The sequence below is a fragment of the Salinarimonas rosea DSM 21201 genome (assembly GCF_000429045.1).
Classification (GTDB): domain Bacteria; phylum Pseudomonadota; class Alphaproteobacteria; order Rhizobiales; family Beijerinckiaceae; genus Salinarimonas; species Salinarimonas rosea.
In genome coordinates this window covers 49,097-74,515 of sequence record NZ_AUBC01000013.1, presented here as the reverse complement: position 1 = coordinate 74,515, position 25,419 = coordinate 49,097, and the positions used below count along the sequence as shown (strand labels likewise).

General features: G+C 73.0%; 26 protein-coding genes. 7 read left to right on the top strand and 19 right to left on the bottom strand.

Translation table 11 applies throughout. The annotated features are described in order from the left end of the window. Positions 1-124 precede the first annotated feature (124 nt). Complete coding sequence (locus G407_RS0111350; RefSeq protein ID WP_029030893.1) at positions 125-631, top strand: hypothetical protein; 507 nt, start codon at positions 125-127, stop codon at positions 629-631. On the opposite strand, the gene moaB is transcribed toward G407_RS0111350, so the two are convergent. From moaB to acs, 4 genes are all read right to left on the bottom strand, one after another. Further along, complete coding sequence (gene moaB, locus G407_RS0111345) at positions 632-1,183, bottom strand: molybdenum cofactor biosynthesis protein B (RefSeq protein ID WP_029030892.1); 552 nt, start codon at positions 1,181-1,183, stop codon at positions 632-634. A 105-nt stretch (positions 1,184-1,288) separates the two neighbouring features. Next, positions 1,289-1,981: a helix-turn-helix transcriptional regulator gene (locus tag G407_RS0111340; protein WP_210163107.1), complete on the bottom strand. Its 693-nt coding sequence runs from the start codon at positions 1,979-1,981 to the stop codon at positions 1,289-1,291. A gap of 82 nt (positions 1,982-2,063) precedes the next feature. Further along, positions 2,064-2,459 (bottom strand): RidA family protein, encoded by a 396-nt coding sequence (locus tag G407_RS0111335; protein ID WP_029030890.1) that lies wholly within the window; start codon positions 2,457-2,459, stop codon positions 2,064-2,066. Positions 2,460-2,692: 233 nt separating this feature from the next. Continuing rightward, positions 2,693-4,651: an acetate--CoA ligase gene (gene acs / locus G407_RS0111330; protein WP_029030889.1), complete on the bottom strand. Its 1,959-nt coding sequence runs from the start codon at positions 4,649-4,651 to the stop codon at positions 2,693-2,695. 264 nt (positions 4,652-4,915) lie between these two features. Here acs and G407_RS0111325 point away from each other — a divergent pair, with 264 nt between their 5' ends. The 3 genes from G407_RS0111325 (at position 4,916) to G407_RS27190 (ending at position 6,313) form a co-directional block, all read left to right on the top strand. Further along, complete coding sequence (locus G407_RS0111325; RefSeq protein ID WP_029030888.1) at positions 4,916-5,290, top strand: hypothetical protein; 375 nt, start codon at positions 4,916-4,918, stop codon at positions 5,288-5,290. 61 nt (positions 5,291-5,351) lie between these two features. Then, the gene (locus tag G407_RS0111320; protein ID WP_156917560.1) at positions 5,352-5,738 is read left to right on the top strand and encodes a hypothetical protein; all 387 of its coding nucleotides are present in this window, start codon (positions 5,352-5,354) and stop codon (positions 5,736-5,738) included. 71 nt (positions 5,739-5,809) lie between these two features. Next, positions 5,810-6,313, top strand: a complete 504-nt coding sequence (locus tag G407_RS27190; protein ID WP_052341252.1) for a copper chaperone PCu(A)C — start codon at positions 5,810-5,812, stop codon at positions 6,311-6,313. Positions 6,314-6,336: 23 nt separating this feature from the next. Here the strand turns inward: G407_RS27190 and G407_RS0111310 are convergent, their stop codons facing one another. Beyond that, positions 6,337-6,867 (bottom strand): L,D-transpeptidase family protein, encoded by a 531-nt coding sequence (locus G407_RS0111310; protein WP_029030886.1) that lies wholly within the window; start codon positions 6,865-6,867, stop codon positions 6,337-6,339. Between the two features lie 139 nt (positions 6,868-7,006). Here G407_RS0111310 and G407_RS0111305 point away from each other — a divergent pair, with 139 nt between their 5' ends. Together G407_RS0111305 and G407_RS0111300 are read left to right on the top strand one after the other, a co-directional pair. Further along, positions 7,007-7,693, top strand: a complete 687-nt coding sequence (locus G407_RS0111305; protein WP_029030885.1) for a response regulator transcription factor — start codon at positions 7,007-7,009, stop codon at positions 7,691-7,693. A gap of 21 nt (positions 7,694-7,714) precedes the next feature. Then, the gene (locus G407_RS0111300) at positions 7,715-8,158 is read left to right on the top strand and encodes a Crp/Fnr family transcriptional regulator (protein ID WP_029030884.1); all 444 of its coding nucleotides are present in this window, start codon (positions 7,715-7,717) and stop codon (positions 8,156-8,158) included. 25 nt (positions 8,159-8,183) lie between these two features. Here G407_RS0111300 and G407_RS30425 read toward each other — a convergent pair whose 3' ends face one another. The 8 genes from G407_RS30425 to G407_RS0111260 all read right to left on the bottom strand — a co-directional run bounded on the left by G407_RS30425 (position 8,184) and on the right by G407_RS0111260 (position 18,264). Further along, positions 8,184-10,010, bottom strand: coding sequence for a methyl-accepting chemotaxis protein (locus G407_RS30425; RefSeq protein WP_052341251.1), 1,827 nt, complete (start codon positions 10,008-10,010; stop codon positions 8,184-8,186). A gap of 85 nt (positions 10,011-10,095) precedes the next feature. Next, on the bottom strand, positions 10,096-10,521 hold the full coding sequence (locus G407_RS0111290; RefSeq protein ID WP_029030883.1) for a rhodanese-like domain-containing protein: 426 nt from the start codon (positions 10,519-10,521) through the stop codon (positions 10,096-10,098). A 190-nt stretch (positions 10,522-10,711) separates the two neighbouring features. After that, positions 10,712-11,233 carry a GNAT family N-acetyltransferase gene (locus G407_RS0111285; protein ID WP_029030882.1) on the bottom strand — a complete coding sequence of 174 codons (522 nt, stop codon included), beginning with the start codon at positions 11,231-11,233 and terminating at the stop codon, positions 10,712-10,714. Beyond that, positions 11,230-12,045 (bottom strand): exodeoxyribonuclease III, encoded by an 816-nt coding sequence (locus G407_RS0111280; protein WP_029030881.1) that lies wholly within the window; start codon positions 12,043-12,045, stop codon positions 11,230-11,232. The genes G407_RS0111285 and G407_RS0111280 overlap by 4 nt, the downstream gene beginning before the upstream one ends. Before the next feature lie 93 nt (positions 12,046-12,138). Then, positions 12,139-14,181, bottom strand: a complete 2,043-nt coding sequence (locus G407_RS0111275) for a tripartite tricarboxylate transporter permease (protein WP_029030880.1) — start codon at positions 14,179-14,181, stop codon at positions 12,139-12,141. A 49-nt stretch (positions 14,182-14,230) separates the two neighbouring features. Continuing rightward, positions 14,231-15,895, bottom strand: coding sequence for a thiamine pyrophosphate-binding protein (locus tag G407_RS0111270; RefSeq protein WP_052341250.1), 1,665 nt, complete (start codon positions 15,893-15,895; stop codon positions 14,231-14,233). A gap of 39 nt (positions 15,896-15,934) precedes the next feature. Continuing rightward, complete coding sequence (locus G407_RS0111265; RefSeq protein ID WP_029030878.1) at positions 15,935-17,143, bottom strand: FAD-dependent oxidoreductase; 1,209 nt, start codon at positions 17,141-17,143, stop codon at positions 15,935-15,937. A gap of 86 nt (positions 17,144-17,229) precedes the next feature. Beyond that, entirely contained in the window at positions 17,230-18,264 is a 1,035-nt protein-coding gene (locus G407_RS0111260; protein WP_084327471.1) for a tripartite tricarboxylate transporter substrate-binding protein, read from the bottom strand. Between the two features lie 387 nt (positions 18,265-18,651). Between G407_RS0111260 and G407_RS30420 the strand changes: the two genes are divergently transcribed. After that, a complete protein-coding gene (locus tag G407_RS30420) occupies positions 18,652-19,389 on the top strand; it encodes a maleate cis-trans isomerase family protein (protein WP_156917559.1) in 738 nt (245 codons plus the stop codon). A 6-nt stretch (positions 19,390-19,395) separates the two neighbouring features. Here the strand turns inward: G407_RS30420 and G407_RS0111250 are convergent, their stop codons facing one another. The 6 genes from G407_RS0111250 to lpxD form a co-directional block, all read right to left on the bottom strand. After that, positions 19,396-20,688 (bottom strand): amidase, encoded by a 1,293-nt coding sequence (locus G407_RS0111250; protein ID WP_029030876.1) that lies wholly within the window; start codon positions 20,686-20,688, stop codon positions 19,396-19,398. Positions 20,689-20,800: 112 nt separating this feature from the next. Then, positions 20,801-21,955 carry a lipid-A-disaccharide synthase gene (lpxB, locus tag G407_RS0111245; RefSeq protein ID WP_029030875.1) on the bottom strand — a complete coding sequence of 385 codons (1,155 nt, stop codon included), beginning with the start codon at positions 21,953-21,955 and terminating at the stop codon, positions 20,801-20,803. Then, the gene (locus tag G407_RS0111240) at positions 21,952-22,842 is read right to left on the bottom strand and encodes an LpxI family protein (RefSeq protein WP_029030874.1); all 891 of its coding nucleotides are present in this window, start codon (positions 22,840-22,842) and stop codon (positions 21,952-21,954) included. The genes lpxB and G407_RS0111240 overlap by 4 nt, the downstream gene beginning before the upstream one ends. A 2-nt stretch (positions 22,843-22,844) precedes the next feature. Continuing rightward, complete coding sequence (gene lpxA / locus G407_RS0111235) at positions 22,845-23,642, bottom strand: acyl-ACP--UDP-N-acetylglucosamine O-acyltransferase (protein WP_029030873.1); 798 nt, start codon at positions 23,640-23,642, stop codon at positions 22,845-22,847. Continuing rightward, the gene (fabZ, locus tag G407_RS0111230) at positions 23,639-24,118 is read right to left on the bottom strand and encodes a 3-hydroxyacyl-ACP dehydratase FabZ (RefSeq protein WP_029030872.1); all 480 of its coding nucleotides are present in this window, start codon (positions 24,116-24,118) and stop codon (positions 23,639-23,641) included. Before fabZ ends, lpxA begins: the two co-directional genes overlap by 4 nt. 32 nt (positions 24,119-24,150) lie before the next feature. After that, entirely contained in the window at positions 24,151-25,209 is a 1,059-nt protein-coding gene (lpxD, locus tag G407_RS0111225) for a UDP-3-O-(3-hydroxymyristoyl)glucosamine N-acyltransferase (protein ID WP_029030871.1), read from the bottom strand. Positions 25,210-25,419: the final 210 nt, after the last annotated feature.

The following is a 25,419-nucleotide window of genomic DNA, read 5'->3' as shown; positions in this document are numbered from 1 at the left end:
AAATGAGAACGAAGCAACCCCATCCGGGTTCCGTCCGAGGCTCTCACCGCCTTTCCTCGGGCGCGCCGGCCGCGCGCAGGGGACGCGGGGTTACGCGGCCGCACGGCTGCGCTATAGGGCCGCCATGATCAGCGCGCTCATCCTGTCCGACGGCGACCCCCAGGCCCTCGCGGCGACGATCGCGGCGCTCGTGCCCGGCGTGGCGGAGGGCGCGATCGCCGACGCCGTCGTGCTCGTGCACGGCACACCGCCGCCGGCGATCGAGGCGCTGGCGGACGCCGCCGGCGCGACGCTCGTCGCGCTCGCCCCGGGCGAGGCCCCCTGGCGCGCGGGCGCGCGCGCCGCGCGGCGGGACTGGCTGCTGCTGCTCGAGGCCGGGGACGTGCCGCTCGAGGGCTTCTCCCGGGCACTCGAGCGCTTCGCGGGGACGGCGCCGGCGCACGCGCCCGGTGCGCTCGGCCGGATGCGGCGCGAGGTGGCGGGCCTGCTGGCGGGTTTTGTCGCGCGGCTCGGCGCGGGCGCGCAGCGCCCCCGCGCGGGCGATCTCGTCCACGCCTCCCATCTCGACGAGGGTGCGCGCCCGCGGGTCGTGCGGCTCGCCGCGACGCTGGTGCGCGAAGGCCGGGCCTGATCAGCCCTTGAGCTTGCCGCGCTTGAGGTGCTCGTCGAGACGGGGCATGATCTCGACGAAGTTGCAGGGGCGGTGGCGATAGTCGAGCTGCGGCCCGAGAATGCCGTCCCAGGCGTCCTTGCACGCCCCCGGCGAGCCGGGCAGCACGAACACGTAGGTCGCCCCCGCCACGCCCGCGGTCGCGCGCGACTGGAGGGTGGACGTGCCGATCTTGTCGTAGCTGATGCGATGAAAGATCGCCGAGAAGCCCTCCATGCGCTTCTCGAACAGCGGCTCGACGGCCTCGGGCGTGACGTCGCGCCCGGTGAAGCCGGTGCCTCCGGTGGTGATCACGACGTCGACGTCCTCGCGCGCGATCCAGCCCTGCACCGCCGCCCGGATCGCCGCGACCTCGTCCCTCACGATCGCCCGATCCGCGAGGTGGTGACCCGCCGCCTCGATCCGCGCGACGAGCGTGTCGCCGGACTTGTCCTGCGTGAGGTCGCGGGTATCCGACACGGTGAGGACGGCGATGCGGACGGGGATGAAGGGGAGGGTCTCGTCGAGGGGCATGGTTCGATCTCCGGCCGGGGCGCCGCCGGGAGATGGCCACGCCCCTCGTCCGATTTCAAGCGAGCAGCGCCCTCGCGCGCGTCCGGGTCGCGCCCCGCCCGGGCCTCACCAGGCCTGGCAGCGCTCCGCCGCCATGAACGCGATGAGCCCGGTCCGCTCGTCCTCCTCGAACCGGTCGTCCGTGAGGACGAGCTCGCAGATCCGGTCGTAGCGGAAGGTCCTGAAGCCGCCCCGCAGCTCGCACCAGCCGGAGACCATCCAGCCGTCCGGCAGATCCCAGATCACGAGCGGGCGCAGCCGCCTGCGCGTCGTGTTGCGCGCGGCGTCCGTGTAGGCGATCTCGACGATCCGCTGATCGCGGATGGCGCGGCGCACGAGGCTTCCGTGCTGCGTCGCCGCCCGCATCGGCAGGAGGCTGTAGAACGGCGCGTCGGCGAGCCTGCGCTCCTCGGGCGACGGCAGGCTCGCCTGGATCAGCGCGCGCGCTTCCTTCGCCGCCGTCGCGAGGACGGGATCGCCGGTGCGCTCGACGAAGGACAGGCCCACGGCCAGGGCGTCGATCTGGTCGTGGGTGAAAGCCACGTTGGGCAGATCGAAGCCGGGCCGCAGGATGTATCCCACGCCGGCTTCGCCGTCGATCGGCAGGCCTGACGCCTGCAGTTGGGCGATGTCGCGATAGATCGTGCCGACGCTCACCTCGAGCGCCGCCGCCAGATCGCGGGCCCGGCTGATGCGCCGGCTGCGCATCTCGTTGACGAGCCTGAAGAGCCGCTCCGCCCGCCGCATCGATCGCGTCACCCGCCGTTGAGATCGCCGCTTCCGTGCGATCGGTATAGACCGATCCGGCCTTCCGGTGAACGGGCGCTGCGGCGGGGCGCGGTCAGTCCGCCGCCGTCGCCTCGATCTCGACCATCAGGGACGGTTGCGCGAGCCGGGTGACGCCGAGCAGCGTCATCGGCGGGGCGACCCCGGCGGACCCCAATCGGCTGCCCAGAAGATCGAAGCTCGCGAGGGTTTGGTCCACATCGGTGCTGTAGACCACCAGCCGCACCACGTGAGACAGGTTCATGCCGGCCGCGCCGAGCACGGCTTCGAGATTGTCGAGCGCCAGGGCGACCTGGCGGCGCATGTCGTCCGGATGCTGCGGATTGCCGTCGCCGTCGACGGCGGTCTGGCCCGCGCAGACCAGGGTTCGCGCGTCGCCCTGCAGGATCTCGGCCTGGTTGAAGCCGAGTTGCAGGGACCAGGACCAGGGATTGACGGGTGTTCTCTTCATCGCGGTGCTCCCTCGCGGTGTTCGTCCGCGCAGGTAGAGCACAGCCCTGCTCACACCGTCGTGAGAGGAGACATCGGGACACGGCGGTTGTCGCAGGCGGCGGCCCGTGCGTGGCGACGGGAGCGGTCTTCGATTCCGACTCTAGGCAGAGCGCCCCGGCGATCCACAAGGACCACCGGGGCGCTCGTCGTCTCCCTCAGGGCGAGCGCGCTCGGCGCCCTCGCCCCTCCCCCTCACGCAGCCGCGCCGCGCTTGTTCTGCCGGTGCTCGATCAGGTCGTCCACCACCGCCGGGTCCGCCAGGGTCGAGGTGTCGCCGAGCGCGCCGAACTCGTCCTCGGCGATCTTGCGCAGGATGCGGCGCATGATCTTGCCCGACCGGGTCTTCGGCAGGCCCGGCGCGAACTGGATCTTGTCGGGGGTGGCGATCGGTCCGATCTCCTGGCGCACGTGCTTGACGAGCTCCTTGCGCAGGTCCTCCGACGGCTCGATCCCCGCCATCAGCGTGACGTAGGCGTAGATGCCCTGGCCCTTGATGTCGTGCGGGTAGCCGACCACGGCGGCCTCGGAGACCTTCGGGTGGGCGACGAGCGCGCTCTCGACCTCGGCGGTGCCCATGCGGTGGCCGGAGACGTTGATGACGTCGTCGACGCGGCCGGTGATCCAGTAGTAGCCGTCCTCGTCGCGGCGGCAGCCGTCGCCGGTGAAGTACTTGCCCGGGTAGGTCGAGAAGTAGGTCTGCACGAAGCGCTCGTGGTCGCCGTAGACCGTGCGCATCTGGCCCGGCCACGAATCGGCGATGCACAGGTTGCCCTCGCAGGCCCCCTCCAGCACCTTGCCCTCGGCATCGACGATCTCCGGGCGCACGCCGAAGAAGGGCAGCGTCGCCGAGCCCGGCTTCTGGGCGATGGCGCCGGGGAGCGGCGTGATGAGGATGCCGCCGGTCTCCGTCTGCCACCAGGTATCGACGATCGGGCAGCGGCCCTCGCCCACCACGCGGTGGTACCACTCCCAGGCCTCGGGGTTGATCGGCTCGCCGACCGAGCCGAGCAGGCGAAGGCTCGCGCGCGACGTCTTCCGCACCGGCTCCTCGCCCGCGCCCATCAGCGAGCGGATGGCGGTCGGCGCCGTGTAGAAGATGTTGACCTCGTGCTTGTCGACCACGTCCCAGAAGCGGGAGATCGACGGGTAGGTCGGCACGCCCTCGAACATCAGCGTCGTCGCGCCGTTGGCGAGCGGGCCGTAGACGATGTAGCTGTGGCCGGTGACCCAGCCGACATCGGCCGTGCACCAGTAGACCTCGCCCTCCTTGTAGTCGAAGACGTACTGGTGCGTCATCGAGGCGTAGACGAGATAGCCGCCGGTCGTGTGCAGCACGCCCTTCGGCTTGCCCGTGGAGCCCGACGTGTAGAGGATGAACAGCGGATCCTCCGCGTTCATCTCCTCACAGGGGCACTCCGCCGTGACCATCTCCGCGGCGGCGTCGTAGTAGACGTCCCGGCCGGGATCCATGGCGACCGCGCCGCCGGTGCGCCGCACCACGACGACGTGGTCGACCGCGTCCTTCGGCAGGCGCTCGAGCGCGGCGTCGACATTGGCCTTGAGCGGCACCTTGCGGCCGCCGCGCAGGCCCTCGTCGGCGGTGATCACGCAGCGCGAGGCGCAATCCTCGATGCGTCCCGCGAGCGCGTCCGGCGAGAAGCCGCCGAACACGATCGAATGGATGGCTCCGAGGCGCGCGCAGGCCAGCATGGCATAGGCGGCTTCGGGGATCATCGGCAGGTAGAGCGTGACGCGATCGCCCTTGGCGACGTTGCGGTTGCGCAGGACGTTGGCCCAGCGCGACACGTGCTCGTGCAGCTCGCGGTAGGTGATGCGCTTGGACTCGCCCGGGTCGTCGCCCTCCCAGATGATGGCGACCTGGTCCGCGCGGGTCTCGAGGTGGCGGTCGACGCAATTGTAGGCGACGTTGGTGGTGCCGTCCTCGAACCACGCGATCGACACCTCGCCGGGGCCGAACGTGGTGTTCTTCACCTTGGTGAAGGGCGTGAACCAGTCGATGCGATTGCCGTGCTCGGCCCAGAAGGCCTCCGGGTCCGCGATGCTCGCCTCGTACATCTCGCGATACTTCGCGGCGTCGACATAGGCGCGCTCGGCCCAATCCCGCGAGACGTCGTAGATCTTCTCAGCCATGCGTGTCCTCCCCGCGATACCTGCCGCACGAGCGCCGCGCCGGCGCCTGTCGGACCTTTGTTGCGCGGCACGTTACTGGAGGGGCAGGCCGCACCGCAAGGTAGGGGGATATCGCACTTTGGTGGGGCGAGCGGGCCCGGCGGCGCGACCGTCCTCCCGGGGGCGCGGACGAAATGCCGCGCTTCCCCGGGGCGACCGCGGACCCGCGGAGGACGTAAGCGTGGCAGGCACGATCGACGTGCGCACCAGCGCGGGAGCAGCATCATGGAGCATCGCACCCTCACCGAGCCGCAGAGGCACGCGAGCGCGCGGCTGATCGGCCCCCGCCGGGACTTCGAGGCGCAGCTCGCGACGATCGCGCTGACGCCGATCCTGGCGCTCTGGCCGCTCCTGTCGATCCTGCCGCTGTTCGGGCTCCTCGCCGGGCCCGAGACGATCGGCTGGGGCGTGATGCACCTCTTCCTGCTGCTGACCGGCTTCTGGGGCGTGTTCGGCGGGTGGCTCGCCCTGCGCTTCGTCACGCCGGCGACCGTCCCGGCACAGCCCGGGGGCCTGCCGGGCACCACGCGGCGCCTGGCGCTCGGCGCATACGCCACGGCGTGGACCATCGTGGCCATGGGCGTCGTGATCCTCGCCTAGCGACCTCGCGCCCCGCCGTCCGCGCTTGCGCGATGCGCCGGGCTTGCGTAGAGCCTCGCCCATGAGGACGCTGTCGAGGACGCTCTCGCGACTGGCCCGCCCCGCACGCACGGTGATCGCCGTCTTGGCGCTCTACGGGCTCGTTCTCGCGAGCCTGCTCGGCGGCCTGTCGGGAGCCCTCGCCCTCTCCCCGGGAGGGGCCGGCGCGGGGGGAACGGTCTGGTGCCCCGTCGACGGCTCGATGCCGGCCGATGCGCCGGCGGACGCCTGCTGGCACGCCTGCCGCCTGGGTGCGGGCCCCTCCGGCCCGGCGCTGGCGCCGTCGGCGGCGACGTCCCCGCCGATGCGCGTCGCAGAGCCCCTCGCACGGTTCGCCGCGCGCCTCGACGCCCCGCGTCCGCGGCCGTCCACGGCTCCCCTCGGCGCCCGTGCGCCGCCCGTCTCCTGATCGCCCCGAGCCCTCCCTTTTCCCATCCTCGAGCGATCCGGATCGCAGCGATCCGCCCGGAGACCCTAGCCATGCTCGCCCACTTCACCCGCGCCGCGCTCGCGGCCGCCCTCGCGCTCGGCCTCGCCGGCGCGCCCCTCCTCCCCGCCTTCGCGGCGGATACGTTCGGCGCCGGCGACATCCGCGTCGAGACGCCCTGGTCGCGCGCGACACCCGGCGCCGCGCCGGTCGCCGGCGGCTACCTGACGATCGTCAACACCGGCTCCGAGCCCGACCGGCTCCTCGGCGGCTCCGCCGAGATCTCCGAGCGCTTCGAGGTCCACTCGATGGAGACGGTCGACGGCGTCGCGCGCATGGCGCCGGTCCAGGGCGGCCTCGAGATCCCGCCCGGCGGGAGCGTCGCCCTCGCGCCCGGCGGCTACCACGTGATGCTCATGGGCCTGAAGCGGCCGCTCGCGGAGGGCGAGACATTCGCCGGCACGCTCGTGTTCGAGCGCGCCGGCGAGGTGCCCGTCGTCTTCTCGGTGGGCGCGCTCGGCTCGCGCACACCCCCGATGGGCCACGGCGCGCACTGAGCCCCGACCGCCCGGGTCGCGCGTCAGCCCACGACGAAGCGCGTGCGCGGCCCGATCCGGGCGAGAAGCCGCCGCAGTGCCCGCTTCTCGAGCGCGATGCAGCCCTCGGTCGGCAGGAAGCCCGGCTTCGCCACGTGCAGGAAGATCGCGCTGCCGCGCCCTTTTCGGATCGGCCCGCGGTTGGCCGAGAGGTCGACCACGATGTCGTAGAGCGCGTCGTCCCGGCGCATCCGCTCGGCGCTCGCCGGGTAGGGCAGCAGCACCGGGCGATTGTAGTTGCGATCGCCGGGCGCGTCGCACCAGCCGTCCGCCTCGCGAATCACCGCGAGCGGCAGCAGCGTGGCCGGCCGGCTTCCGCGATCGGCGCGGAAGAAGGCGCCGAGCGGGCGCACCGTGCCCGCCGGCGTCGCGCCGTCACCCTCGCGCTTGTCCCGGCGGATGCCGCCGCGGCCCAGGGCGCAGGGCAGAACGAGGCTCCCCGCCACGAGCCGGCCGCGGTGGCGCGGGCCGGCCGCGCGGTATACGGCGATGCGCGAGAGCGTGTGCGACGGCATCGAGGCCTCCCTTCCCGGCGGGTCTCCCGGCAATCGCCTGGGCATAACCCCTCCCGACTCCCTGCCGCCGCTTGTTGCCGGGAGACGGCGGTTTAGTCTACAGCCGTGAGCGACACGGCTCCGTGGTCGAGGACTTCCCATGTCGAACGCCAACCGGATACTCGTCGTCGACGACGACCAGGATCTGCGCGACACGCTCGCCGAGCAGCTCGCCCTCTACGACGAGTTCGTCGTCACCACCGCCGAGACGGCGGGGGAGGCGATGAAGGCCGTGCAGGCGGACCGCATCGACCTCGTCATCATGGACGTGGGCCTGCCGGACATGGACGGGCGCGAGGGCGTCAAGCTCATGCGCAAGCACGGCTTCCGCTCGCCGGTGATCATGCTCACGGGCCAGGGCTCGGACGCGGACACCGTGCTCGGCCTCGAGGCGGGCGCCAACGACTACGTGGTCAAGCCCTTCAAGTTCGCGGTGCTGCTGGCGCGCATCCGCGCGCAGCTGCGGCAATACGCGGCCTCCGAGGACGCGATCTTCCAGATCGGGCCCTACTCGTTCCGGCCCGGCGCGAAGCTGCTCGTGTCGGAGAAGGGCTCGAAGCTCAAGCTCACGGAGAAGGAGACCGCGATCCTGCGCTTCCTGTTCCGCGCCGGGCAGAAGGTGGTCTCGCGCGACACGCTGCTCGCCGAGGTCTGGGGCTACAATTCCAACGTCACGACACACACGCTCGAGACGCACATCTACCGCTTGCGCCAGAAGATCGAGCCGAATCCGTCGGCGGCGCGCTTCCTCGTCACCGAGGGCGGCGGCTACAAGCTGCTGCCCTGATCCAGCGACGCCCGAGGCGCGATGTCCCTCGACGACGATATCGCGCTCCTGGCGAGCGCTCCCCTGATCGGCCTGATCGATCGCGACGGCCTGCGCCTGCTCGCCTTCGCCGCCGACAAGCGGCGCTTGCGCCAGGGGGAGGCCCTGTTCCGCAAGGGCGACCGGGCCGAATGCGGCTTCGTCGTCGCCGAGGGCGCGATCGGGCTCGACGTGGAGGGCGGCAAGCCCGTCACCGTGGCGCGCGCCGGCGACCTGATCGGCGCCGCCGCGCTCTTCGCCGAGACCCGCCGCCCCGCGACGGCGACGGCGCGCGAGCCGGCGAGCGTGATTCGCCTCACCCGACCGCTGATGCGCCGCGTCCTGGAAGAGTATCCCCGTGCCGCGGCGGGCATGCACGCGATCCTCGCCGCCGAGCTCGAGAGCCTGACGCAGGACCTGATGCGGGTCGGCGCGCGGCTGGGGTGAGCGGCTGTCTTGCGCGTCAAGCGCCTTACGCCGCCCTGAGCTTGCCCAGGAAGGCCGCCATCTCGCGGCGCAGCCGCTCGGCCTGCTCGGTCAGCGCGCCCGACGCCGTGCGCAGCTCGCCGGCCTTGTCGGTCGTCTGCGCCGCGGCGTCGGTGACCTCGGAGACGTTGCCGGCGATGCCGGCGGCGCCCTGCGCGGCCTGCGCGACCGAGCGGGCGATCTCGGAGGTGGCGGCGCGCTGCTGCTCGACGGTCGCGGCGACCTGGGTGGAGATCCCGCTGATCTCGCGGATCGTGCGGCTGATCCCGTCGATCGCGGCGACGACCTCGCCGGACGCGCCCTGCACGGCGCCGATCTGCCCGGTGATCTCTTCCGTGGCCTTGGCGGTCTGCGCCGCGAGCGTCTTCACCTCGGCGGCCACGACCGCGAAGCCCTTCCCCGCCTCGCCCGCACGCGCCGCCTCGATCGTGGCGTTGAGCGCGAGCAGGTTCGTCTGCGCGGCGATGGCGTCGATGAGCTCGACCACGTCACTGATGCGGGCGGTGGCCTCGCCCAGCGCGCGGACCTTGTCGCCCACCGCCGCGGCTTCCGAGACGGCCGAGCCGGCGATCTCGGAAGCCTGCGAGACGCGCCCGCCGATCTCGGAGATCGAATGGCTCAGCTCCTCGCTGGCCGAGGCGACCGTCTGCACGTCGGCACTGGCGCGTGCCGACGCCTCGCCGGCTTCCCGGCCGCGATCGGTGGTGGTGGCGGCGAGCGCGACGAGGCCGCCCGCGGAGCCCTCGATCTGCGCCGCTGCGCTCGACAGCGCCTGGACCACGCCGGCGACGGAGGCGTCGAGCGCGTCCGCCATCGCCATCATCTCCCGGCGGCGCGCCTCCGCCGCCTCCCGCGTGCGCGCATCGTCGGCGGCGCGGCGCTCCTCCTCCTCGGCGACGCGCGCCCGCATGGTGGCCTCGGCAGCGGCCGACTCGGCGCGGGCGATGCGACGCATCAGGCGGAAGACGAGGGCGATCGTGCCGAGCCCGACGAGGGCGACCACGGCGACGAGCACGCCCAGCGAGAACGTCTTCGTCTCCGCCATGGTCGCGGCGGAGCGCGCCACGTCCCAGCGCGCGGCGACGTCGAAGGCGGGCTGACCCTCGGCGTCGAGGATCGGCAGGGTGGCGGAGGCCGGCACCGCCCCTTCGGGAAGGGCGTAGCCGCCGAGATCGGCGAGCATGCGACCGTCGGCGGCGGAGAGGAAAGCGAGCTCGAGGCCGAGCCGCTCGTCCAGCGCGCTCAGCGCATGCAGCGGGTCGGAATGCACTGCGAGGTATCCGACCACCCGCAGGCCGCCGACGGGAACCACGATACCGAGCCGCGGCGCGCCGGCCGCCGACCAGTCGATCCGCAATGCCTCGAGCGCGGCCGCGCCCGATCGGCCGGCGAGCCGCGCCGGCAGGTCCGCCGGCGACGCGAAGCCCGGCACGACCGCATGCTCGGCGATCAGCGTCCCGTCCGGGCGGTAGAGCGCCAGACCGGAGACGGCGACGGCGCCGGAGGTCACCGCCTCACGGCGCAGCATCTCCGGCAGCACGGCGCCCGCCGCAGCGGCATCGCCGCCGCCCGCCGCCTGGCGCAGCTCCGCGACCTGGGCGATCTGGGTCGTGAGCGCCGTCACCTGCCGCGCATAGTCGCTCCCGGCATCGGAGACGTAGCCGTTGAGGATGGAGCCGAGCTGGGCGGCCGTGGCCTCGTGGACGGCGCCCTCGTAGCGCGAGGTGACGAGGGACATCACGCCGACCGCCGCGATGCAGTTGAGCACCGCCGATGCGATCAGGATGGCGAGAAGCTTCTTGTGCTCGGTCATGACGGGCTCGGCCTCCGGGAGTGGGCTTCGCGTGTGCGCGCATCGTCCCGGCGCCTCGACCGCGCCGGGACGATGCGGTTGCGGGTCAGTTCGAGACGAGGGGCAGCCCCCGCTCCTTCCACTCCTCCATGCCGAGCGCGTAGTAGTAGACGTCCGAGTAGCCGTAGCCGACCGCCTTGATCACGGCGTTGGCTGCGCGGCCGCAGGAGAGGCCGTTGCAGTAGAACAGCACCGGGTCGTCCTTCGCCGCATGGGCGACGATGTCCGCCTCCGAGGCGATGTCGGTGTCGATCAGGCGAACCGCGCCCTCGATGTGGCCGGCGTCGTAGTCGCCCTGGCTGCGGTTGTCGAGGATGACGAGGCTCGGCGTCGAGGTGACGAGCTCGATGACGCCGTCGGCGTCGAGGGTGGTGGCGCCCTCGATCTCCAGCGGCGCGAGATCCGCGTGCGCGGAGGTGGCGAGGCCGGCGGCGAGCAGGATGCCGGCGGCATAGATGGCGAGCTTGCGCATGGTCTTGACCTCCTGGGTGCGCGGGTTCGGGAGGCGCACGGGAGGATTTCACCACGTGGAGCTGAATCAAATGTTTATGGGACTTGACGCCGTGAGCGCATCGATCAACGCTCGCCCGAAAGCACGAATATAAGCTGAAATTCAGCTTTCAGCACCGTACTCCAGACGTCGCGTCGCGTGTATTGCAGACCTATAGTAGCAACATCATCTTCCGGCCCGGCCGCTTGCCCGGGGTGCCGGCCGGCACGAAGCCGATATCGCCGAGCAGCCGCCGGGAGGCCGCGTTCTCCAGCGTCACTTCCGCCACGACGATCGCCTCCGGCGCGAGCGCCCGCAGCCGGGCGACGAGCCCGCGCGCCGCCTCGCGGGCGTAGCCGGCGCCCCGCGCCCCGGCGGCTAGCCAGTAGCCGATCTCGACGGCCGGGCGATCGTCCACCGGCGCATGCGCATGCGCGCCGATCACGCCGACGAGCGCGTCGTCCCGGACGATGCCGAGGAAGCGCTCCGTGGCGCCCTCCCCGTTGCGGGCGATCAGCGCGCGGGCGTCGTCGAGGCCGAAGGGCTGGGCCAGGAACGAGACGAAGGGCGCCACCGCCGGATCGTCGGTGATCGCCCGCAGCGCCGGCGCGTCGGCGGGCACGAGCGGGCGCAGCACGAGGCGCGGCGTCTCGACCGCGAGCGACGACCAGAGATCGGGGGGAAGCGCGCTCACAGCTCCAGCGTCGCCGTCACCGGCGCATGGTCCGACGGCCGGTCCCAGCCGCGGGCGTCGCGCAGGACGTCGACGGCGCGGCAGGTGCCCATCAGGTCGGGCGAGAGCCAGACGTGGTCGAGCCGCCGGCCCTTGTTCGCCTTCACCCAGTCGGGCGCGCGGTAGCTCCACCACGTGTAGATCTTCTCCGGCTCCGGCACGAGCACGCGCGCCGCGTCGGCCCAGCCGGCCTCGCCGCGCAGCGTCTCCAGCGCCTCGGTCTCGACCGGCGTGTGGCTGACGACGCCGAGCAGCTGCTTGTGGCTCCACACGTCGTGCTGGAGCGGCGCGACGTTGAGGTCGCCGACGAGGATCGCCGGCGCCGCGGTCGGGCGCTCGGCGCCGCCCCAGGCGCGCATCTCGGCGAGGAACTGGAGCTTGTGGGCGAACTTCTCGTTCAGCGCCGGGTCGGGCACGTCGCCGCCGGCGGGGACGTAGAAATTGTGGATCGTGATCCCCGCCGCCGCGCCCGCGCCGGCGGCGAGGCGAACCGACATGTGGCGTGCGTCGGCCTTGCCGCAGAAGCTCATCACCCGCGGCGTATCGAGCGGCAGCCGAGAGAGCACCGCGACGCCGTGATAGCCCTTCTGCCCGACGAAGTGGATGTGCTCGTAGCCCGCCTTGCGCAGGTCGGAGGACGGGAACTTGTCGTCCGGGCACTTGGTCTCCTGCAGGCACAGGACGTCGGGCGCGTGCTCGTCGAGGAAGCGCAGCACGAGCGGCAGCCGCAGGCGCACGGAGTTGATGTTCCAGGTGGTGATCTTCAGCCGCATGCGCGCCTCCCCCGTCGCCCCGGGTTACGACGTCGGGGCGGCGCGGGGAAGGAGGTTCCTCCGCGCGCCGGCCGTTCTCAACAGGCGAGCGTCCTACATCGAGGGGATCGCACGCAGGACGGGCAGCGCCGAGCCGAGCCACGACCCCGTCCACGGCACCGCGAGGAGGCGGTCGAAGACGAGCGTGAGGAAGAGCCCGAGCCCGCCCGCGAGGACGAGCGTCTTGGGCAGCCGTTCGCGCCCCTCGACGAGCATGAAGCCCGTGGTGAGGAGCATCGCGGCCGGGATCAGCCCGAAGAGGGCGATCGCCGCGACGAAGCCGACGAGCCAGCCGCCGATGACGGCCGCGCGACGCACGAGCACACCGGGCGGCATTTCCGCGGCGGAGCCGGCGAGGTCCATGTGCATCGGCTTGCGGCGCGGTGCGGCGCCCTCCTCCTCGGCGGCTTCGCCCGCGAGCCCGAGGCTGCGCACGAGCAGGCTCGTGGCCAGCGCCGCGAAGGCGAAGAGCCCGACCGTGAGCGGCACCACCCTGGCACCGAAGCTCCAGTCCCACGCGACGACGAGCATCGCCCCGATGGTCGCGATCAGCACGAGCGAGACCACGTCGGACGGCTCCAGGCTCGGCCGGCGCAGCCGGCGGCGCCCGCGCAGGAACCGCGCGAGGGCCCCGACGAGGGGCGGCAGGAAGCCGAGCGCGGAGAGCACGAGCAGGGTGACGACGCCCGGCCGCGAGAGCCAGGCCAATCCGTAGAGCTCCATCGAGATGAAGAGGTAGCGCTCGACCAGAGGCCCGAGCACGAAGCCGAGGATCAGCGGCGGGCGCGGCCAGCCGAGCTGCTTCATGGTCCAGCCGATCACCGCGAAGATCATCAGCGCGTAGAGATCGCCCCAGCTGCGCGACGTTTGATAGGCAGCGAGGAAGCTGACGGAGACGATGAGAGGGAACAGGATCGAGACGCGCACGAGCGCGATGCGCGCCATGTAGCCGCTGAACAGGAAGCACAGCCCGGCGCCGAACACGTTCGCGACGACGATCGACCAGACGAGCGCGTAGGTCAGGTCGAGGTTCTCCTCGAGCATCGACGGGCCCGGGTTGAGGCCGTGGACCAGCATCGCCGCGAGCAGGATCGCCATCGAGGCCGAGCCCGGGACGCCGAACGCCAGCGTCGGCACGAGCGCTCCGGCCGTGTTCGAGTTGTTGGCGCTCTCGACGGCGATGACGCCGCGCACGTCCCCCGTGCCGAACGTCTCCTTGGCACCCTTCACGGTCTGGATGGCGTGGCCGTAGGTGAGCCAGTCGATCACGGACGAGCCGAGACCGGGGATCGCTCCGATGGCGGCGCCGATCATCCCCGAGCGCAGGACGAGGAGCTTGTTCGCCGCGACGTCGCGCAGGCCCTGGAGCATGCCGCCGCGCACGTCGTAGCGCGCGTCCTTGGCGATCGCCGAGCGGCGGATCGCGAGGTCGGCGATCTCCGGGATCGCGAACAGGCCCATCACCACCGGGATGATCGGCAGGCCGTCCCAGAGATAGAGCGAGCCGAGGGTCCAGCGCATCGTGCCGGTCTGGGGGTCGAGCCCGATCATCGCGAGCATCACGCCGAGCCCGGCCACCCCCAGCCCGCGCAGCGGGCTCGAGCCCGAGAGCACGGCGACCATGGAGAGACCGAAGATCGAGAAGCCGAGGAGCTCGGGCGTGCCGACATACAGCATCAGCGGCCGCAGGAACGGGATCAGCAGCGCCAGGATCAGCGCGCCGAAGACGCCGCCCAGGAGCGACGAGGCGTAGGCGGCGCTGAGCGCGCGGCCGGCCTCGCCGCGCCGCGCCATCGGGAAGCCGTCCATCACGGTAGCCTGCGCCGCCGACGTGCCCGGCACGCCGAACAGCACCGCCGGGATGGTGTCGCTCGTGTTGACGACCGAGATCATCCCGATCAGCACGGCGAACGCCGTGTAGGGGTCCATGGCGAAGGTGAAGGGCAGCAGCAGCGCCATGCCGGCCATGCCGCCGAGGCCCGGGACGATGCCGAGCGCGAGCCCGAGCAGGACGCCTCCGACGATGAAGGCGAGCCGGACCGGGTCGAGAATGATGACGAGCGCACCGAACGCCGAGCCGAAGATGTCCGCTTCCATGGGGGCCTGCCTTCCGGGGGACGAGATCTCGTCGGGGATCGCCCGACGCTCAAGGGCGGGCCGCGTCGGCGACCTGGCGTCGCTTGCGCGGGGACTGGACGGTGCGCGACACGGGCACGTCCCAGACTTCGCTCGTGCCCTGCGCCTCGTAGGCCGCGAGCGCTCCCGCGAGGTCGTCGAGGTCGGTGATCGTGCGACCGCGCAGCCCGAAGGCCCGCGCGATCTCCGCGAAGCGGGGACGGCCGTGCAGCACGGGCGCGGGGTCGAGGCCCTCGGCCTCGAGCAGATGCGCCTCCCCGCCGTGACCGCCGTCGTTGCAGCAGACGACGAGCAGCCGCAGCCCGTGCCGCGCCAGCGTATCGAGCTCCTGCACGTGCATCATCAGGCTGGAATCGCCCTCGAACAGCACGACGCGGCCGTTCCGCCGCGCCGCCGCGACACCGGCGGCGATGGGCAGCCCGTTGCCGATCGCGCCGAAGGCGCGGATGGCGTGGTAGCGCTCCGGCGTCCCGCCCCGCATCGCCGTGTGCCAGTAGGCCTGGTGCGCCGAGCCGGAGACCACGTCCCAATGACCGGGCAGCACCTGCTCGAGCGCGCCGAAGACGGCGCGCGGGTCGAGCGTGCCGGGCTCGAGCGCCACGGGATCGCGCCGCGCGCGCTCCTGGCGGACCGCGTCGATGGCCTCGGGCGCGCGGTTGCGCGCGGGCTTGTGCCCGAGCCGGCCGAGCGCCTCGAGCACCGCCGCGGCGGCCACCGCGCAGTCGGCCCGCACGTGCGCGTCGGCCACCGGTCGCCCGCCGACCCGGCCCCCCGGGGCCTCGTCGACCTGCACGATCCGCGCCCTCGGGAACAGGCGACCGCTCTCCGTCGTGTGCGCCGACAGGCTCGCCCCGAAGGCGAGGACGAGGTCCGCCCGCGCCGCATAGGCGCGCGCGGCGGCGTCGGCGTAGCCGCCCACGATGCCCAGGGCGCCGGGGTCCTCGTCGAAGAGGCCGCGCGCCGGCAGGGTCGTCGCGAGGAGCGCGTCGCCGGCGCGGGCGATCTCCCGCAGGAGGTCGCGGGCGCCGGCGGCGACGGCTCCGGCGCCGGCGAGGACGAGCGGCGCCCGCGCGGCGTGCAGCGCCTGCGCGAGCGCACGGGCGTCCTCCGGCACGACCGGCATCGGACCGAGGCGCGGCACGTCCGACAGCGAAGGACGGTAGGGCTCGGGCGCGGGCGCCGCGGCGGCCCGCTGGAGATCGGCCGGCAGCCCGAGCACGACGGGGCCCCGGCCGACGCGGGCCCGATAGAAGGCCTCCGCGACCGCGCCGCGCACCTCGTCGGGCCGGCGGATCGCGACGTAGCCGGCGCCGCAGGCGGCGGCGAGGGGCGCCTGGTCGATCGCCTGGCCGGAGGAGCCGGCCGGCGCCTCCCCCGCGAGCAGGACGAGCGGGATGCGCGCCCGCACGGCCGTGACCAGCGCCGTCGTCACCTGGGTGAAGCCGGGCCCGTGCGTCACGGAAGCGAAGCCGACGCCGCCGGCGGCGCTCTGATGGCCCATGGCCATGGCGACGGCCGCATGCTCGTGCCGGACGTGGTAGGTCGCCATGCCCGGCAGGCCGGACGCGGCGATGGCGCAATGCATGTTGCCGTCACCGAGAAGGACGAACTGCGCCGTCACGCCCTCGGCGGCGACGAGGTCCGCGATCTCGCGGGCGACCGTGCCATGTCCCACGTCAGCCTCCCGTCCCGTCTCGGCCGAGCCCGGCCGCGCTCACGCGACCGCGTTCGACTGGCGAAGCCCCGCGATCATGCTGGTCGTCAGGAGCCGCTCCTTCAGGCGCCGCGGATCGGCGGCGATCGCCTTGAGCTCGTCGAGCAGCGCGCGCCTGCGCGTCGGATCCGTCTCGCGCATGCGGGCGCGGTTGGCGTCCGCCTGCTTGAGGATCTGCTCCTCGGCGATCGGGCGGCGCTGGCGCTGGTAGCGCTCCAGCAGCTCCGGTCCGGCCCCCGCGACGAGGTCCGGCAGCTTCTCCGCGAGGCAGAAGGCGTCGTGGACGCCGCCGTTGAGGCCCATGCCGCCGCTCGGCGAGTTGACGTGGGCGGAATCCCCGCACAGCACGATGCGGCCCTCGTAGTAGCGCTCGACGATCCGCTGGTGGATGCGGTAGGCGCGCCGCTCGAGCACCTCGTAGGGCTCGTCGCGCGGGAAGACCGCCTGCATCTTGCGCTCGATGCTCGCCGTCGACAGCGCCTCCTCCTCGCTCTCGCCCGGGAGCGGGTAGAGGCTCGCCCGCCAGCGGCCGGGCACGCGCAGCAGGCTGAACGTCTCGGTCAGGTCCGGATGGCTGGTCCAGACGTAGTTGACGTTCGAGAGGTTCGGCATGGCGGCCGCGAAGTCGAAGCGCGTCGTCGCCAGGATCATGGTCTCGGGGTAGGTCTTGCCCGTGAGCGTCTGGCCGATCGCCGCACGCACCAGGCTGCGGGCGCCGTCGCAGCCGACGAGATAGGTCCCGCGCACGCTCTCGCCGTCCTCGCAGCGGGCGACGGCCCCGTTCGCGTCCTGGAACACCGCCGCGACCGGCTTGTCGAAGAGCACCTCGACATTCGGCAGGCCCGCCTCGATCGCGGCCAGCACGGTATGGGAGAGCTTGTGCTGCTCGCATTGCAGCCGGTAGGGATGGCCGGTCTCGTCGCCCAGGATCGCCATGTCGAAGACGGCGGCGTCGCCGCTCGCGTGGTCGCGCACCTGCCAGGTCGGCGAGACGAGACCCTGCTCGACGAGCGAGATGCCGACACCCTCGAGCAGGTCGAGGGTCGGAGGATGGAACGTGCTCGCCCGCAGCTCCGTGACGATCGCCTCGTTGCGCTCGAGCACGGTCACGCTCAGCCCGCGCCGGCCGAGCAGATAGGCGAGCACCAGGCCGACGGGACCCGCGCCGACGACCACGACGTCGCTCGTCTTCACCACCGCTTCACTCATGAGTTCCTCCGCGAGACACCAGGCAGGCGCGCTCGGGTGCCCGCCGGATCCCGGCGGGCACACGGGCGGCGCAGGACGGCGCGCCGTCACTCCGGACGAAAGATGTCCGTGATCGACTCGATGACCCGATCGGGCGCCTCGAGCGTCGCCGAGACGATCGCCTCGATCTCGGCGCCGCGCTTGGGGGCCACCTGCATGCCGCGCTCCGCCATCTCGGCGCGGTAGGCGGGGTCGTTCGCGGCGGCCGCGAACGCCGCCTCGAGCGTCGCCACCACCTCGTCGGGGAGTTCCGGCGGCGCCACGAAGACGCGGCCGAGCGCCGAGCCGTTGGCGAGGAAGCGCAGGATCTCGCGTTCGTCGTCCGAGGTGGCGAGATCGAGCAGCCGCGGCACGCCCGGCAGGGAGGCGTCCGGATCGAGCCCCGTGTGGAAGTGGATGGTGACGAGGTCCTGCTCGATCCAGTGCGGATAGGGGCCGACGATCCCCTCGTAGTCGGCGACGCGCCCGTTGAGCTCGCCGCTCTCCATCGCCTGCATGATCGGCGCCGTGCCCTGGTAGCCCATCACGATCTGGAAGTCGGTGCCGAGGAACCGGTTGGTGAAGGTGGGCCCGATATAGGTGATGGACGACCGCGACGTCGCTCCAAGCTTGACCGGCTCGTCGCGGATCTCCTCGAAGCTGCGCGCCTGCGTGGTCTCGTTCCACGTGGCGAGCACGCTGTTGATCGGCGCGAGGCTGCCGAGATAGGCGAACCGCGCGGCGTCGTACTGGACCTCGGGCACGCCGACCGCCTGGCTGATCGCGAAGTACGGCAGGAAGTTCGCGATCGCGGTGCCGTCGCGCGGCGCCACGTTGTAGAGCCAGTTCGCCAGCACCATCCCGCCCGCGCCGGGCATCGAGCGCACGACGATGTCCGGATTGCCGGGCAGGTGCTTCTGCAGGTACGGCGCGATCAGGCGCGAATGCAGCTCGAGCGCGCCCGATCCGGCGACATACAGATCGATCGTCTGGTTCTCGAAGGTGGTCGCCTGGGCAAAGGCGCCCGGCACGGCCGCGAAGGTCAGCACGGCGGTCAACACGGCGGAGCCCAAGCATCCGCCCACCCGCTCTCGCAAGGTCATTCTCTCCTCCCGCTCTGGAACGTCGCGCCCGCTCTTCTTGTCGACGGCGGCTCGAGGCCTCCGCGGCCGAAGTCTCGGCGGTTCGTGTGGGCGCTGGAGCAAACGTCATATGACTGCGTCAACCTGTCAACAGTATTTTTGCAGCGGTCGGTGCAGGCCTCGGCATGCCCGAGCGGCGAGCGAACTCCGGACGGAACAGGAGCGCCCTAAAGGCAAACGCTTTTTCCTATGCATGCAGCGCTCTCGCCAGCGTCGGCACCGGCGGGCTGGCGGATGTGGCCACTCTCGTTACGGAAGCCATTGTGTTGACAGTCCGTGCGCCCACGGCATAATCTCGTGTGATCGGCGGGCGGCACTGCGTCTCGAGCCCGCGTGGGGAACTGCCGGATGAGCGCAACCAGGCCGCAGACGTCGCGCTCCCGGGCCGGGATCGTGGTCCCTCCCGCCAACCCGGCGGTCGAGCCGGAGATGCGCGTGCTCCTGCCGGCGGCGATCGACTATTATATCGCGCGCCTGCCCTACCAGGCGGGGCGCTCGCTGTCCGAGCGCAACGAGGTCTACCGCGATCACTACACGAGCGCCGTCACCGCCTTCGGCGACCTCGCTCCGGGCGCGGTGTTTGTCGCCCTGACGGGAGCCTCGTACCGCCTCGGCCCGAAGGGCGACGCCGAGCTCTGCCGCACCCTGTCGGAGCGCGCGGGGGCGGAGGTCGCGACGGCGAGCCTCGCCATCTCCGCTGCGCTGCGGGCGATCGGCGCACGGTCGCTGGGGCTCGTCTCGCCCTATCCCGGCTGGCTCACGGCGGAGGCGGTCGGCTATTGGCGGGACGCGGGCTTCCAGGTGGCGCACACGCACGCCGTGGCGGACACGTTCAAGGCCTACGAGATGACCGACGACGAGGTGCTCGCGGCCCACGACGCGCTCGATCCGCACGGCTGCGACGCGATCCTGATCTCGGGCACCGGCGCACGCACGCTGCACACGCTGCGCATGCGCACCATGCACCGAGGCATCCCGCTCCTCACCTCGAACCTGTGCGGCGCCTGGTTCCTGGCGCGGGCCTGCGGGGTGCCCGTGGCGCCCGAGGTGGCCGCGCTCTGCCCCCTGCTCTTCACCGGCCGCTGAGCGGCCTCAGCCGAGGCTCCGCTCCACCCCGGCGGCGGCGGCGAGCAGTGCGTGATCCCGACCGCCGCAGGCCATGAGCATGAGCCCGGCGGGGCGCGGCAGGTTCGGCATCGGCAGGCTGATCCCGGTGAGATCGAACAGGTTGCCGAAGCTCGTGTTGCGCAGCATCAGGAGGTTCGCCTGCCGGAAGGCGTCGTCGTCGGCCTCGAGCGCCGCGATCTCCGGCGCCGTGGTCGCCGTCGCGGGCAGCGCGAGCACGTCGAGGGGCGCGAGCCGCCGGTCCATCGCGTCGATCAGCGCGCGGCGCGTCTCGAGGTAGACCTGGTATGCGGCCGCGCTCACGCCGGCACCCAGGCGAATGCGGGCGAGCACGTTGCGATCGTAGGCGGAGGCGAGGGCCTCGTGCATCTGGGCGTGCACGCCGGCCGCCTCGATCGCGACGAGCGGCGCGCCCGCCTTCGTCGCGGCCTCGGCCATGGCGTCGAGGAGGTCGTCGATCTCGTGCTCGACGATCCGCGCGCCGGCGGCGACGAGCCGCTCGAGCACGGCTTCGAACGCGTGCGCGACGACGTCCTCGACCTGCCCGAACAGGAGCCCGCGCGGCACGCCGATGCGCAGGCCCGCCACCGGCATCGGCGCGAGCGCCTGCGGCTCGGCACCGGCCATCACGGCGTCCGCGGCCGCGCACTCCGCGACGGTGCGCGCCAGCGGGCCGATCGAATCGAGCGAGCGGGAGAGCGGGTAGGCGCCCGCCGTCGGCACGCGCCGGCTCGTCGGCTTGAAGCCGACGACGCCGTTCAGCGACGCCGGGATGCGCACGGAGCCGCCCGTGTCGGTGCCGATGGCGATGTCGCAGGTGCCTTCCGCGACGCTCACGCCGGCGCCCGAGGAGGAGCCTCCCGGCACGCGCGCGGGATCGGCGGCGTTGCCCGGCGTGCCCCAATGCGGGTTGATGCCGATGCCGGAGAAGGCGAACTCGGACATGTTGGTCTTGCCGAGGATCACCGCACCGGCCCGGCGCAGCCGGGCGACGGCCGGCGCATCCGCCCGCGCCGGCTCGGAGTTCCGCAGGATGGCGGAGCCCGCGCTCGTCGGCTCGCCGGCCACGTCGAACAGGTCCTTGATCGAGACGACCGCCCCGTCGAGCGGCCCGAGCGAGATCCCGACGCGCCGCCGCGCATCGGCGGCGTCCGCGGCGGCGCGGGCCGCCTCCGGGTAGAGGCGGGTGTACACGCGCTCGTCGCCGGCACGGGCGTCGAGGCGCGAGAGGATGCTCTCCAGGCGGTCGCGTACGGTCATCGGCGTGTGTCGCGGGGGGAACGTTGCGGAAGCGCGCATAGCGACACGTGCCGGCGCGATCGTCAACGGGTACGTCCGCGACGGCGCCGCTCGCGCGGCGCCTCGCCCGCGCTCAGCCCGCCATCGTCTCCAGCATCACCCGCGCCGCCGCCTCGCTCGGCGTCTCGCCGCCGAGGTCCATGGCGGCGTCGATGCGGGCCATGGCCTCGAGCTGGGCGCATCGCGCCGGGCCGTCGACGCACAGGGGCGCGAGGGCGTCGGCGAGGGTCTCGCCACGGCACGCGTCCTGGACCAGCTCCGGAAACGCCTTCTCGCCGAGGACGAGGTTGGCGAGCACGATCGTGTCGACCGTGAGCAGCCATCTGAGCTGCTCCTCGAGCTTCGAGACCTTGTAGGCGACGACCATCGGCACGCCGGAGAGCGCGAGCTCGAGGGTCACGGTGCCCGACGCGGCCAGCGCCACGTGCGCGCGGCGGAAGGCGGCGCGCTTGGCCGCCTCCCCGCGCACGATCGTGGGCGCCCGCGGCCAGTCGCGCACGCCCGCCTCGATCAGCGGCAGGACGTGATCGACGGCGGGAAGCGTCAGGGACACGTCGCGGCCGAGCGTCGCCTCGAGCCGGGCGATCGCCGCGCCGAAGGGCGCCAGCAGGCGCGAGACCTCGGAGCGGCGGCTGCCGGGGAGCACGAGGAGCTCGAGCGGCCCCTCGCCGATCGGCCGCCGCTCGCCGGGGCCCGGGCGCAGGGCCTGCGTGTGCTCGATCAGCGGATGGCCCACGTAGGTGCAGGGCGGGCCCCCCAGGCGCGCGTGCGCGGCGGGCTCGAAGGGCTTGAGGGCGAGCACGTGGTCGACATAGGCCCGCATCGCCTTCGCCCGCCCCGGCCGCCAGGCCCAGACCGTGGGCGAGACGTAGTTGACCACGGTGAGCCCCGGCAGCCGCTTGCGGGCGCGCCGGGCGACCCGATGCGTGAAGTCCGGGCTGTCGATCAGGACGAGGACGTCGGGCCGCGCCGCGACGACCGCCTTCGCGGTCTCGTCGATCCGTCGCAGCAGCGACGGCAGCCGGGCGATCACCGGCAGGATGCCCATCACCGACATTTCCGCCATGGGAAACAGGCTGTCGAGCCCCTCCGCCGCCATGCGCGCCCCGCCGACCCCGACGAAGCGCGCGCCGGGCACGCGGGCGCGAAGGGCGCGCATCAGGCCGGCGCCGAGCGCATCCCCGGATTCCTCCCCGGCGACGAGGTAGACGAGCGGCGCGTCCGTCATGCCGGCACCTCCCCCGGGCGGGCGGCGCCCGGGTCGACGCCGACCAGGAAGAGCCCCGCCCGGTCCGCCTCCGCGATCATGGCGTCGCGCTCGATCGTCAGCGTGGCGCCGGCGCCGAGAGCGATGCCGGCGAGCCCGGCGCGGGCGGCGTTGCGCACCGTGCGCGGGCCGCTCGCCGCGAGGTCGACCCGGTGGTCCTGCCCCGCCTTCGCCGACTTGACGAGGACGCCGGCCGCCGGCGTCGCCCGCCGCAGCGCCGGGAGGAGGCCCGCGAGCCGTCCCGCCGCGCCGCCGCCGACCCGCGCGAGCATGCGGTCCGTCCCCTCCGCCCCCTCGACGGCGACGACGCGCGCCGCCACCGCGACGCAGGCTTGGCCGACGTCGAAGGGCGAGAGCGCCGCGAGGCAGGAAAACCCGGTTTCGATGGCGCGCCGCGCCTCGGCGTCGGGATGGACGGTGCCGAGGACGCCGGCGGGCGCGAGGAGGTCGGGCGCGATCTCGTGGGCGCCGACGACCCGGTGGCCCTGCTCCTCGAGCAGGGCCACGACCCCGCGCAGCAGGTGGTCGTCGCCCCGCGCGAACAGCTCGGCGAGCTCGCGCCGGTTGCGCCAGGCGGCGACGCCGCTCGCCAGCGCGGCCGGGGACGGGCGCGTCACGCCGCCGGCCAGCGTCACCGCGGCGGGCCGCCAGGCGGCGAGCTGGGCGAGGATGCCGGAGACGTCGAGGAGGCTCATCGTGCGATCCGCGCGCCGACCGGTCGCCGCGTCGGCGAAGCCCTTCAGGGCGATCACCCGGCGCGGGCGCGCCGCCGCGTCGAGGGCGCCGATCAGGAGGGCGGGCAGCGCGCCGGCACCCGCGACGACGACGACCGGCCCCTCCCCGTCCATGGTCAGGCGCCCGCGCCCGGGGTCATGATCGACCGGCGGCCGGCGCTCCGCACGAAGTCGAGAATCTCGCGCACCTGCGGCGTCGCGCCGTACTGCGCCTCGACCGCGTCGACCCGCTCCGCGAGCGTGCCCGCGCCCTCGAACAGCGCGCGGTAGGCGTGACGCAGCGCGTGGATCGCCTCGCGCGGGACGCCGCGGCGCTTGAGGCCCACGAGGTTGAGCCCGGCGAGATCGGCGCGGTTGCCGATCGCCATGCCGTAGGGGATGACGTCGTGCTCCACCGCGGCGAGCCCGCCGACGAAGGCGTAGGCGCCGATGCGCACGAATTGGTGGATGCCCGCCCCGCCGCCGACGATGGCGAAGTCGCCGATCGTCACGTGGCCGCCGAGCATGGCGGTGTTGGTCAGGACGACGTTGTCGCCGATCCGGTTGTCGTGGGCGACGTGGGCGTAGGCCAGGATGAAGCAGCGGTCCCCCACGCGCGTCTCGCCGCCGCCGTGCGGGGTGCCGCGGTGCATCGTCACCGCCTCGCGGATCGTGCAGTCGGCGCCGACGACGAGCCGCGTGGGGCTGCCGTCGTACTTGTAGTCCTGCGGCGGGCCGCCGAGGCAGGCGAAGGGATGGATGCGCGTGCGGGCGCCGATCGTGGTGTGGCCCTCGACGACGACGTGGCTCTCGAGCACGACGCCCTCGCCGAGCGTCGCGTCGGCGCCGACGCGGCAGAAGGGGCCGATCGCGACGCCCGCGCCGAGCGTGGCGCCGTCCTCGACGATCGCGGTCGGGTGGATCGTCGCGCTCAAGAGAGCACCAGCATCGCCGACAGCTCCGCCTCGGCGACGAGCGTGCCGTCGACGAAGGCCTCGCCGCGGTACCACCACATGGCCCGGCGCTGGTTGAGCTTGGTCATGTGGTACTCGAGCACGTCGCCGGGCTGGACGGGCTTGCGGAACTTGACCTTGTCCATGGTCATGAAGAACACCTGCTCGGGCTTCTTCTTCTCCGCGCGCTGGCTGAGCACGCAGATGGCGCCCGCCGTCTGCGCCATGCCCTCGCAGATCATCACGCCCGGGAAGATCGGCCGCGTCGGGAAGTGGCCCGTGAACTGCGGCTCGTTGAAGGTGACGTTCTTGATGCCGACGCAGCTGCGGTCGCCGTCGATGTCGCGGATGCGATCGACGAGCAGGAAGGGATAGCGGTGCGGCAGGAGCTCCAGGATCTCGACGATGTCGACGGCCTCCAGGCTCGTCGGCCCACCCTCGCCGGTCGTCTCGCTCATGCTGTCGCCTCCCCTCGTGCTCGGTGCGCCCGTCAGTCGCCGTCGTCTTTGGCAAAAACGCGCCGCGATGCAAGCGTTTTGACGGCGTTGATCTCGCGGAACCACTCGCGCACGGGCTTGGCCGGCGTGCCGCCCCAGCGGGCGCCGGCCGGGACGTCGCCGTTGACGTTCGACGTCGCGGCGATCTGGGCACCGTCCCCGATCGTCACGTGGCCGATCACGCCGACCTGACCGCCGAGAACGACGAAATCCCCGAGCGTGGCCGAGCCGGAGATGCCGACCTGGGAGACGATGACGCAGTGCCGGCCGATGACGACGTTGTGGCCGATCTGGACGAGGTTGTCGATCTTGGTGCCCTCGCCGATCACGGTATCGCGGCCCGAGCCGCGGTCGATCGTGGTGTTGGCTCCGATCTCGACGTCGTCCTGGACGATCACCCGCCCGATCTGCGGGACCTTGGCGTGGCCGCGCGCGCCCATGGCGAAGCCGAAGCCGTCCTGCCCGATGCGCACGCCTGGGTGCAGGATGACGCGATTGCCGACGAGGGCATTCGCGAGCGTCACGCCGGCGGAGATCGCGCTGTCGCGGCCGATCCGGCAATGCGGGCCGACCACCGCGTTGGCGCACACGACCGTTCCCTTGCCGATCTCGGCGTGCGGGCCGACGACGGCACCGGGGTCGATCGTCGCGCCGTGCTCGATGCGCGCGGTCGGATGCACGAGGGCGCCGTGGGAGACGCCGAGCGCACCGAAGCACGAGCCCGGCCGCACCGCGCTCGGATGGAGCCGTGCCAGCGCGGCGGCGAAGGCGCGGTAGGGCTCGGCGCAGACGAGGGCGAGGGAGCCCGCGGGCACCCGCTCGGCGAAGCGCCTCGAGACCAGCACGACGCCGGCCGCCGTCGCCGCGAGCGCCTCGGCGTAGGACGGGTTGTCCATGTAGGCGAGGCTCTGCGGCCCGGCACGATCGAGGGGCACCGCCTCCTCGATCGCGGCCTGCGGGTCGGCGCCGGCGGGCAGCGTCGCCCCCGCGAGATCGGCGATCTCGCCCAGCGTGATCGCGCCGGCTGTCGGGAAGAACACGGGCTCCGGCAAGGCGGTCTCCTGGGTAAGCCGGCGCGCCCGGCGTCCTCGGTGCGCGGCGCGTCCTCGGCGCGCGGCGCGGTCACGGCGCGCGGCGCGGTCGCGGACGAGAGGCCGGGGACCGCGCGGCGCATGCCTGAAACGAACGGGCGCGCGGAGGGCTCCATCCCCCGCGCGCCCGAATTCGGGTCGTCCCCGCCGGCCCGCTGCCGCGGCCGGCGA

What these genes read in the sequence shown, in the direction of transcription:
- G407_RS0111350 (WP_029030893.1), top strand. Translation starts at nt 125, where the DNA reads ATGATCAGCGCGCTCATCCTGTCCGACGGCGACCCCCAGGCCCTCGCG.
- moaB (WP_029030892.1), bottom strand. Translation starts at nt 1,183, where the DNA reads ATGCCCCTCGACGAGACCCTCCCCTTCATCCCCGTCCGCATCGCCGTC.
- G407_RS0111335 (WP_029030890.1), bottom strand. Translation starts at nt 2,459, where the DNA reads ATGAAGAGAACACCCGTCAATCCCTGGTCCTGGTCCCTGCAACTCGGC.
- acs (WP_029030889.1), bottom strand. Translation starts at nt 4,651, where the DNA reads ATGGCTGAGAAGATCTACGACGTCTCGCGGGATTGGGCCGAGCGCGCC.
- G407_RS0111325 (WP_029030888.1), top strand. Translation starts at nt 4,916, where the DNA reads ATGGAGCATCGCACCCTCACCGAGCCGCAGAGGCACGCGAGCGCGCGG.
- G407_RS0111320 (WP_156917560.1), top strand. Translation starts at nt 5,352, where the DNA reads ATGAGGACGCTGTCGAGGACGCTCTCGCGACTGGCCCGCCCCGCACGC.
- G407_RS27190 (WP_052341252.1), top strand. Translation starts at nt 5,810, where the DNA reads ATGCTCGCCCACTTCACCCGCGCCGCGCTCGCGGCCGCCCTCGCGCTC.
- G407_RS0111310 (WP_029030886.1), bottom strand. Translation starts at nt 6,867, where the DNA reads ATGCCGTCGCACACGCTCTCGCGCATCGCCGTATACCGCGCGGCCGGC.
- G407_RS0111305 (WP_029030885.1), top strand. Translation starts at nt 7,007, where the DNA reads ATGTCGAACGCCAACCGGATACTCGTCGTCGACGACGACCAGGATCTG.
- G407_RS0111300 (WP_029030884.1), top strand. Translation starts at nt 7,715, where the DNA reads ATGTCCCTCGACGACGATATCGCGCTCCTGGCGAGCGCTCCCCTGATC.
- G407_RS30425 (WP_052341251.1), bottom strand. Translation starts at nt 10,010, where the DNA reads ATGACCGAGCACAAGAAGCTTCTCGCCATCCTGATCGCATCGGCGGTG.
- G407_RS0111290 (WP_029030883.1), bottom strand. Translation starts at nt 10,521, where the DNA reads ATGCGCAAGCTCGCCATCTATGCCGCCGGCATCCTGCTCGCCGCCGGC.
- G407_RS0111280 (WP_029030881.1), bottom strand. Translation starts at nt 12,045, where the DNA reads ATGCGGCTGAAGATCACCACCTGGAACATCAACTCCGTGCGCCTGCGG.
- G407_RS0111275 (WP_029030880.1), bottom strand. Translation starts at nt 14,181, where the DNA reads ATGGAAGCGGACATCTTCGGCTCGGCGTTCGGTGCGCTCGTCATCATT.
- G407_RS0111265 (WP_029030878.1), bottom strand. Translation starts at nt 17,143, where the DNA reads ATGAGTGAAGCGGTGGTGAAGACGAGCGACGTCGTGGTCGTCGGCGCG.
- G407_RS0111260 (WP_084327471.1), bottom strand. Translation starts at nt 18,264, where the DNA reads ATGACCTTGCGAGAGCGGGTGGGCGGATGCTTGGGCTCCGCCGTGTTG.
- G407_RS30420 (WP_156917559.1), top strand. Translation starts at nt 18,652, where the DNA reads ATGAGCGCAACCAGGCCGCAGACGTCGCGCTCCCGGGCCGGGATCGTG.
- G407_RS0111250 (WP_029030876.1), bottom strand. Translation starts at nt 20,688, where the DNA reads ATGACCGTACGCGACCGCCTGGAGAGCATCCTCTCGCGCCTCGACGCC.
- lpxB (WP_029030875.1), bottom strand. Translation starts at nt 21,955, where the DNA reads ATGACGGACGCGCCGCTCGTCTACCTCGTCGCCGGGGAGGAATCCGGG.
- G407_RS0111240 (WP_029030874.1), bottom strand. Translation starts at nt 22,842, where the DNA reads ATGGACGGGGAGGGGCCGGTCGTCGTCGTCGCGGGTGCCGGCGCGCTG.
- fabZ (WP_029030872.1), bottom strand. Translation starts at nt 24,118, where the DNA reads ATGAGCGAGACGACCGGCGAGGGTGGGCCGACGAGCCTGGAGGCCGTC.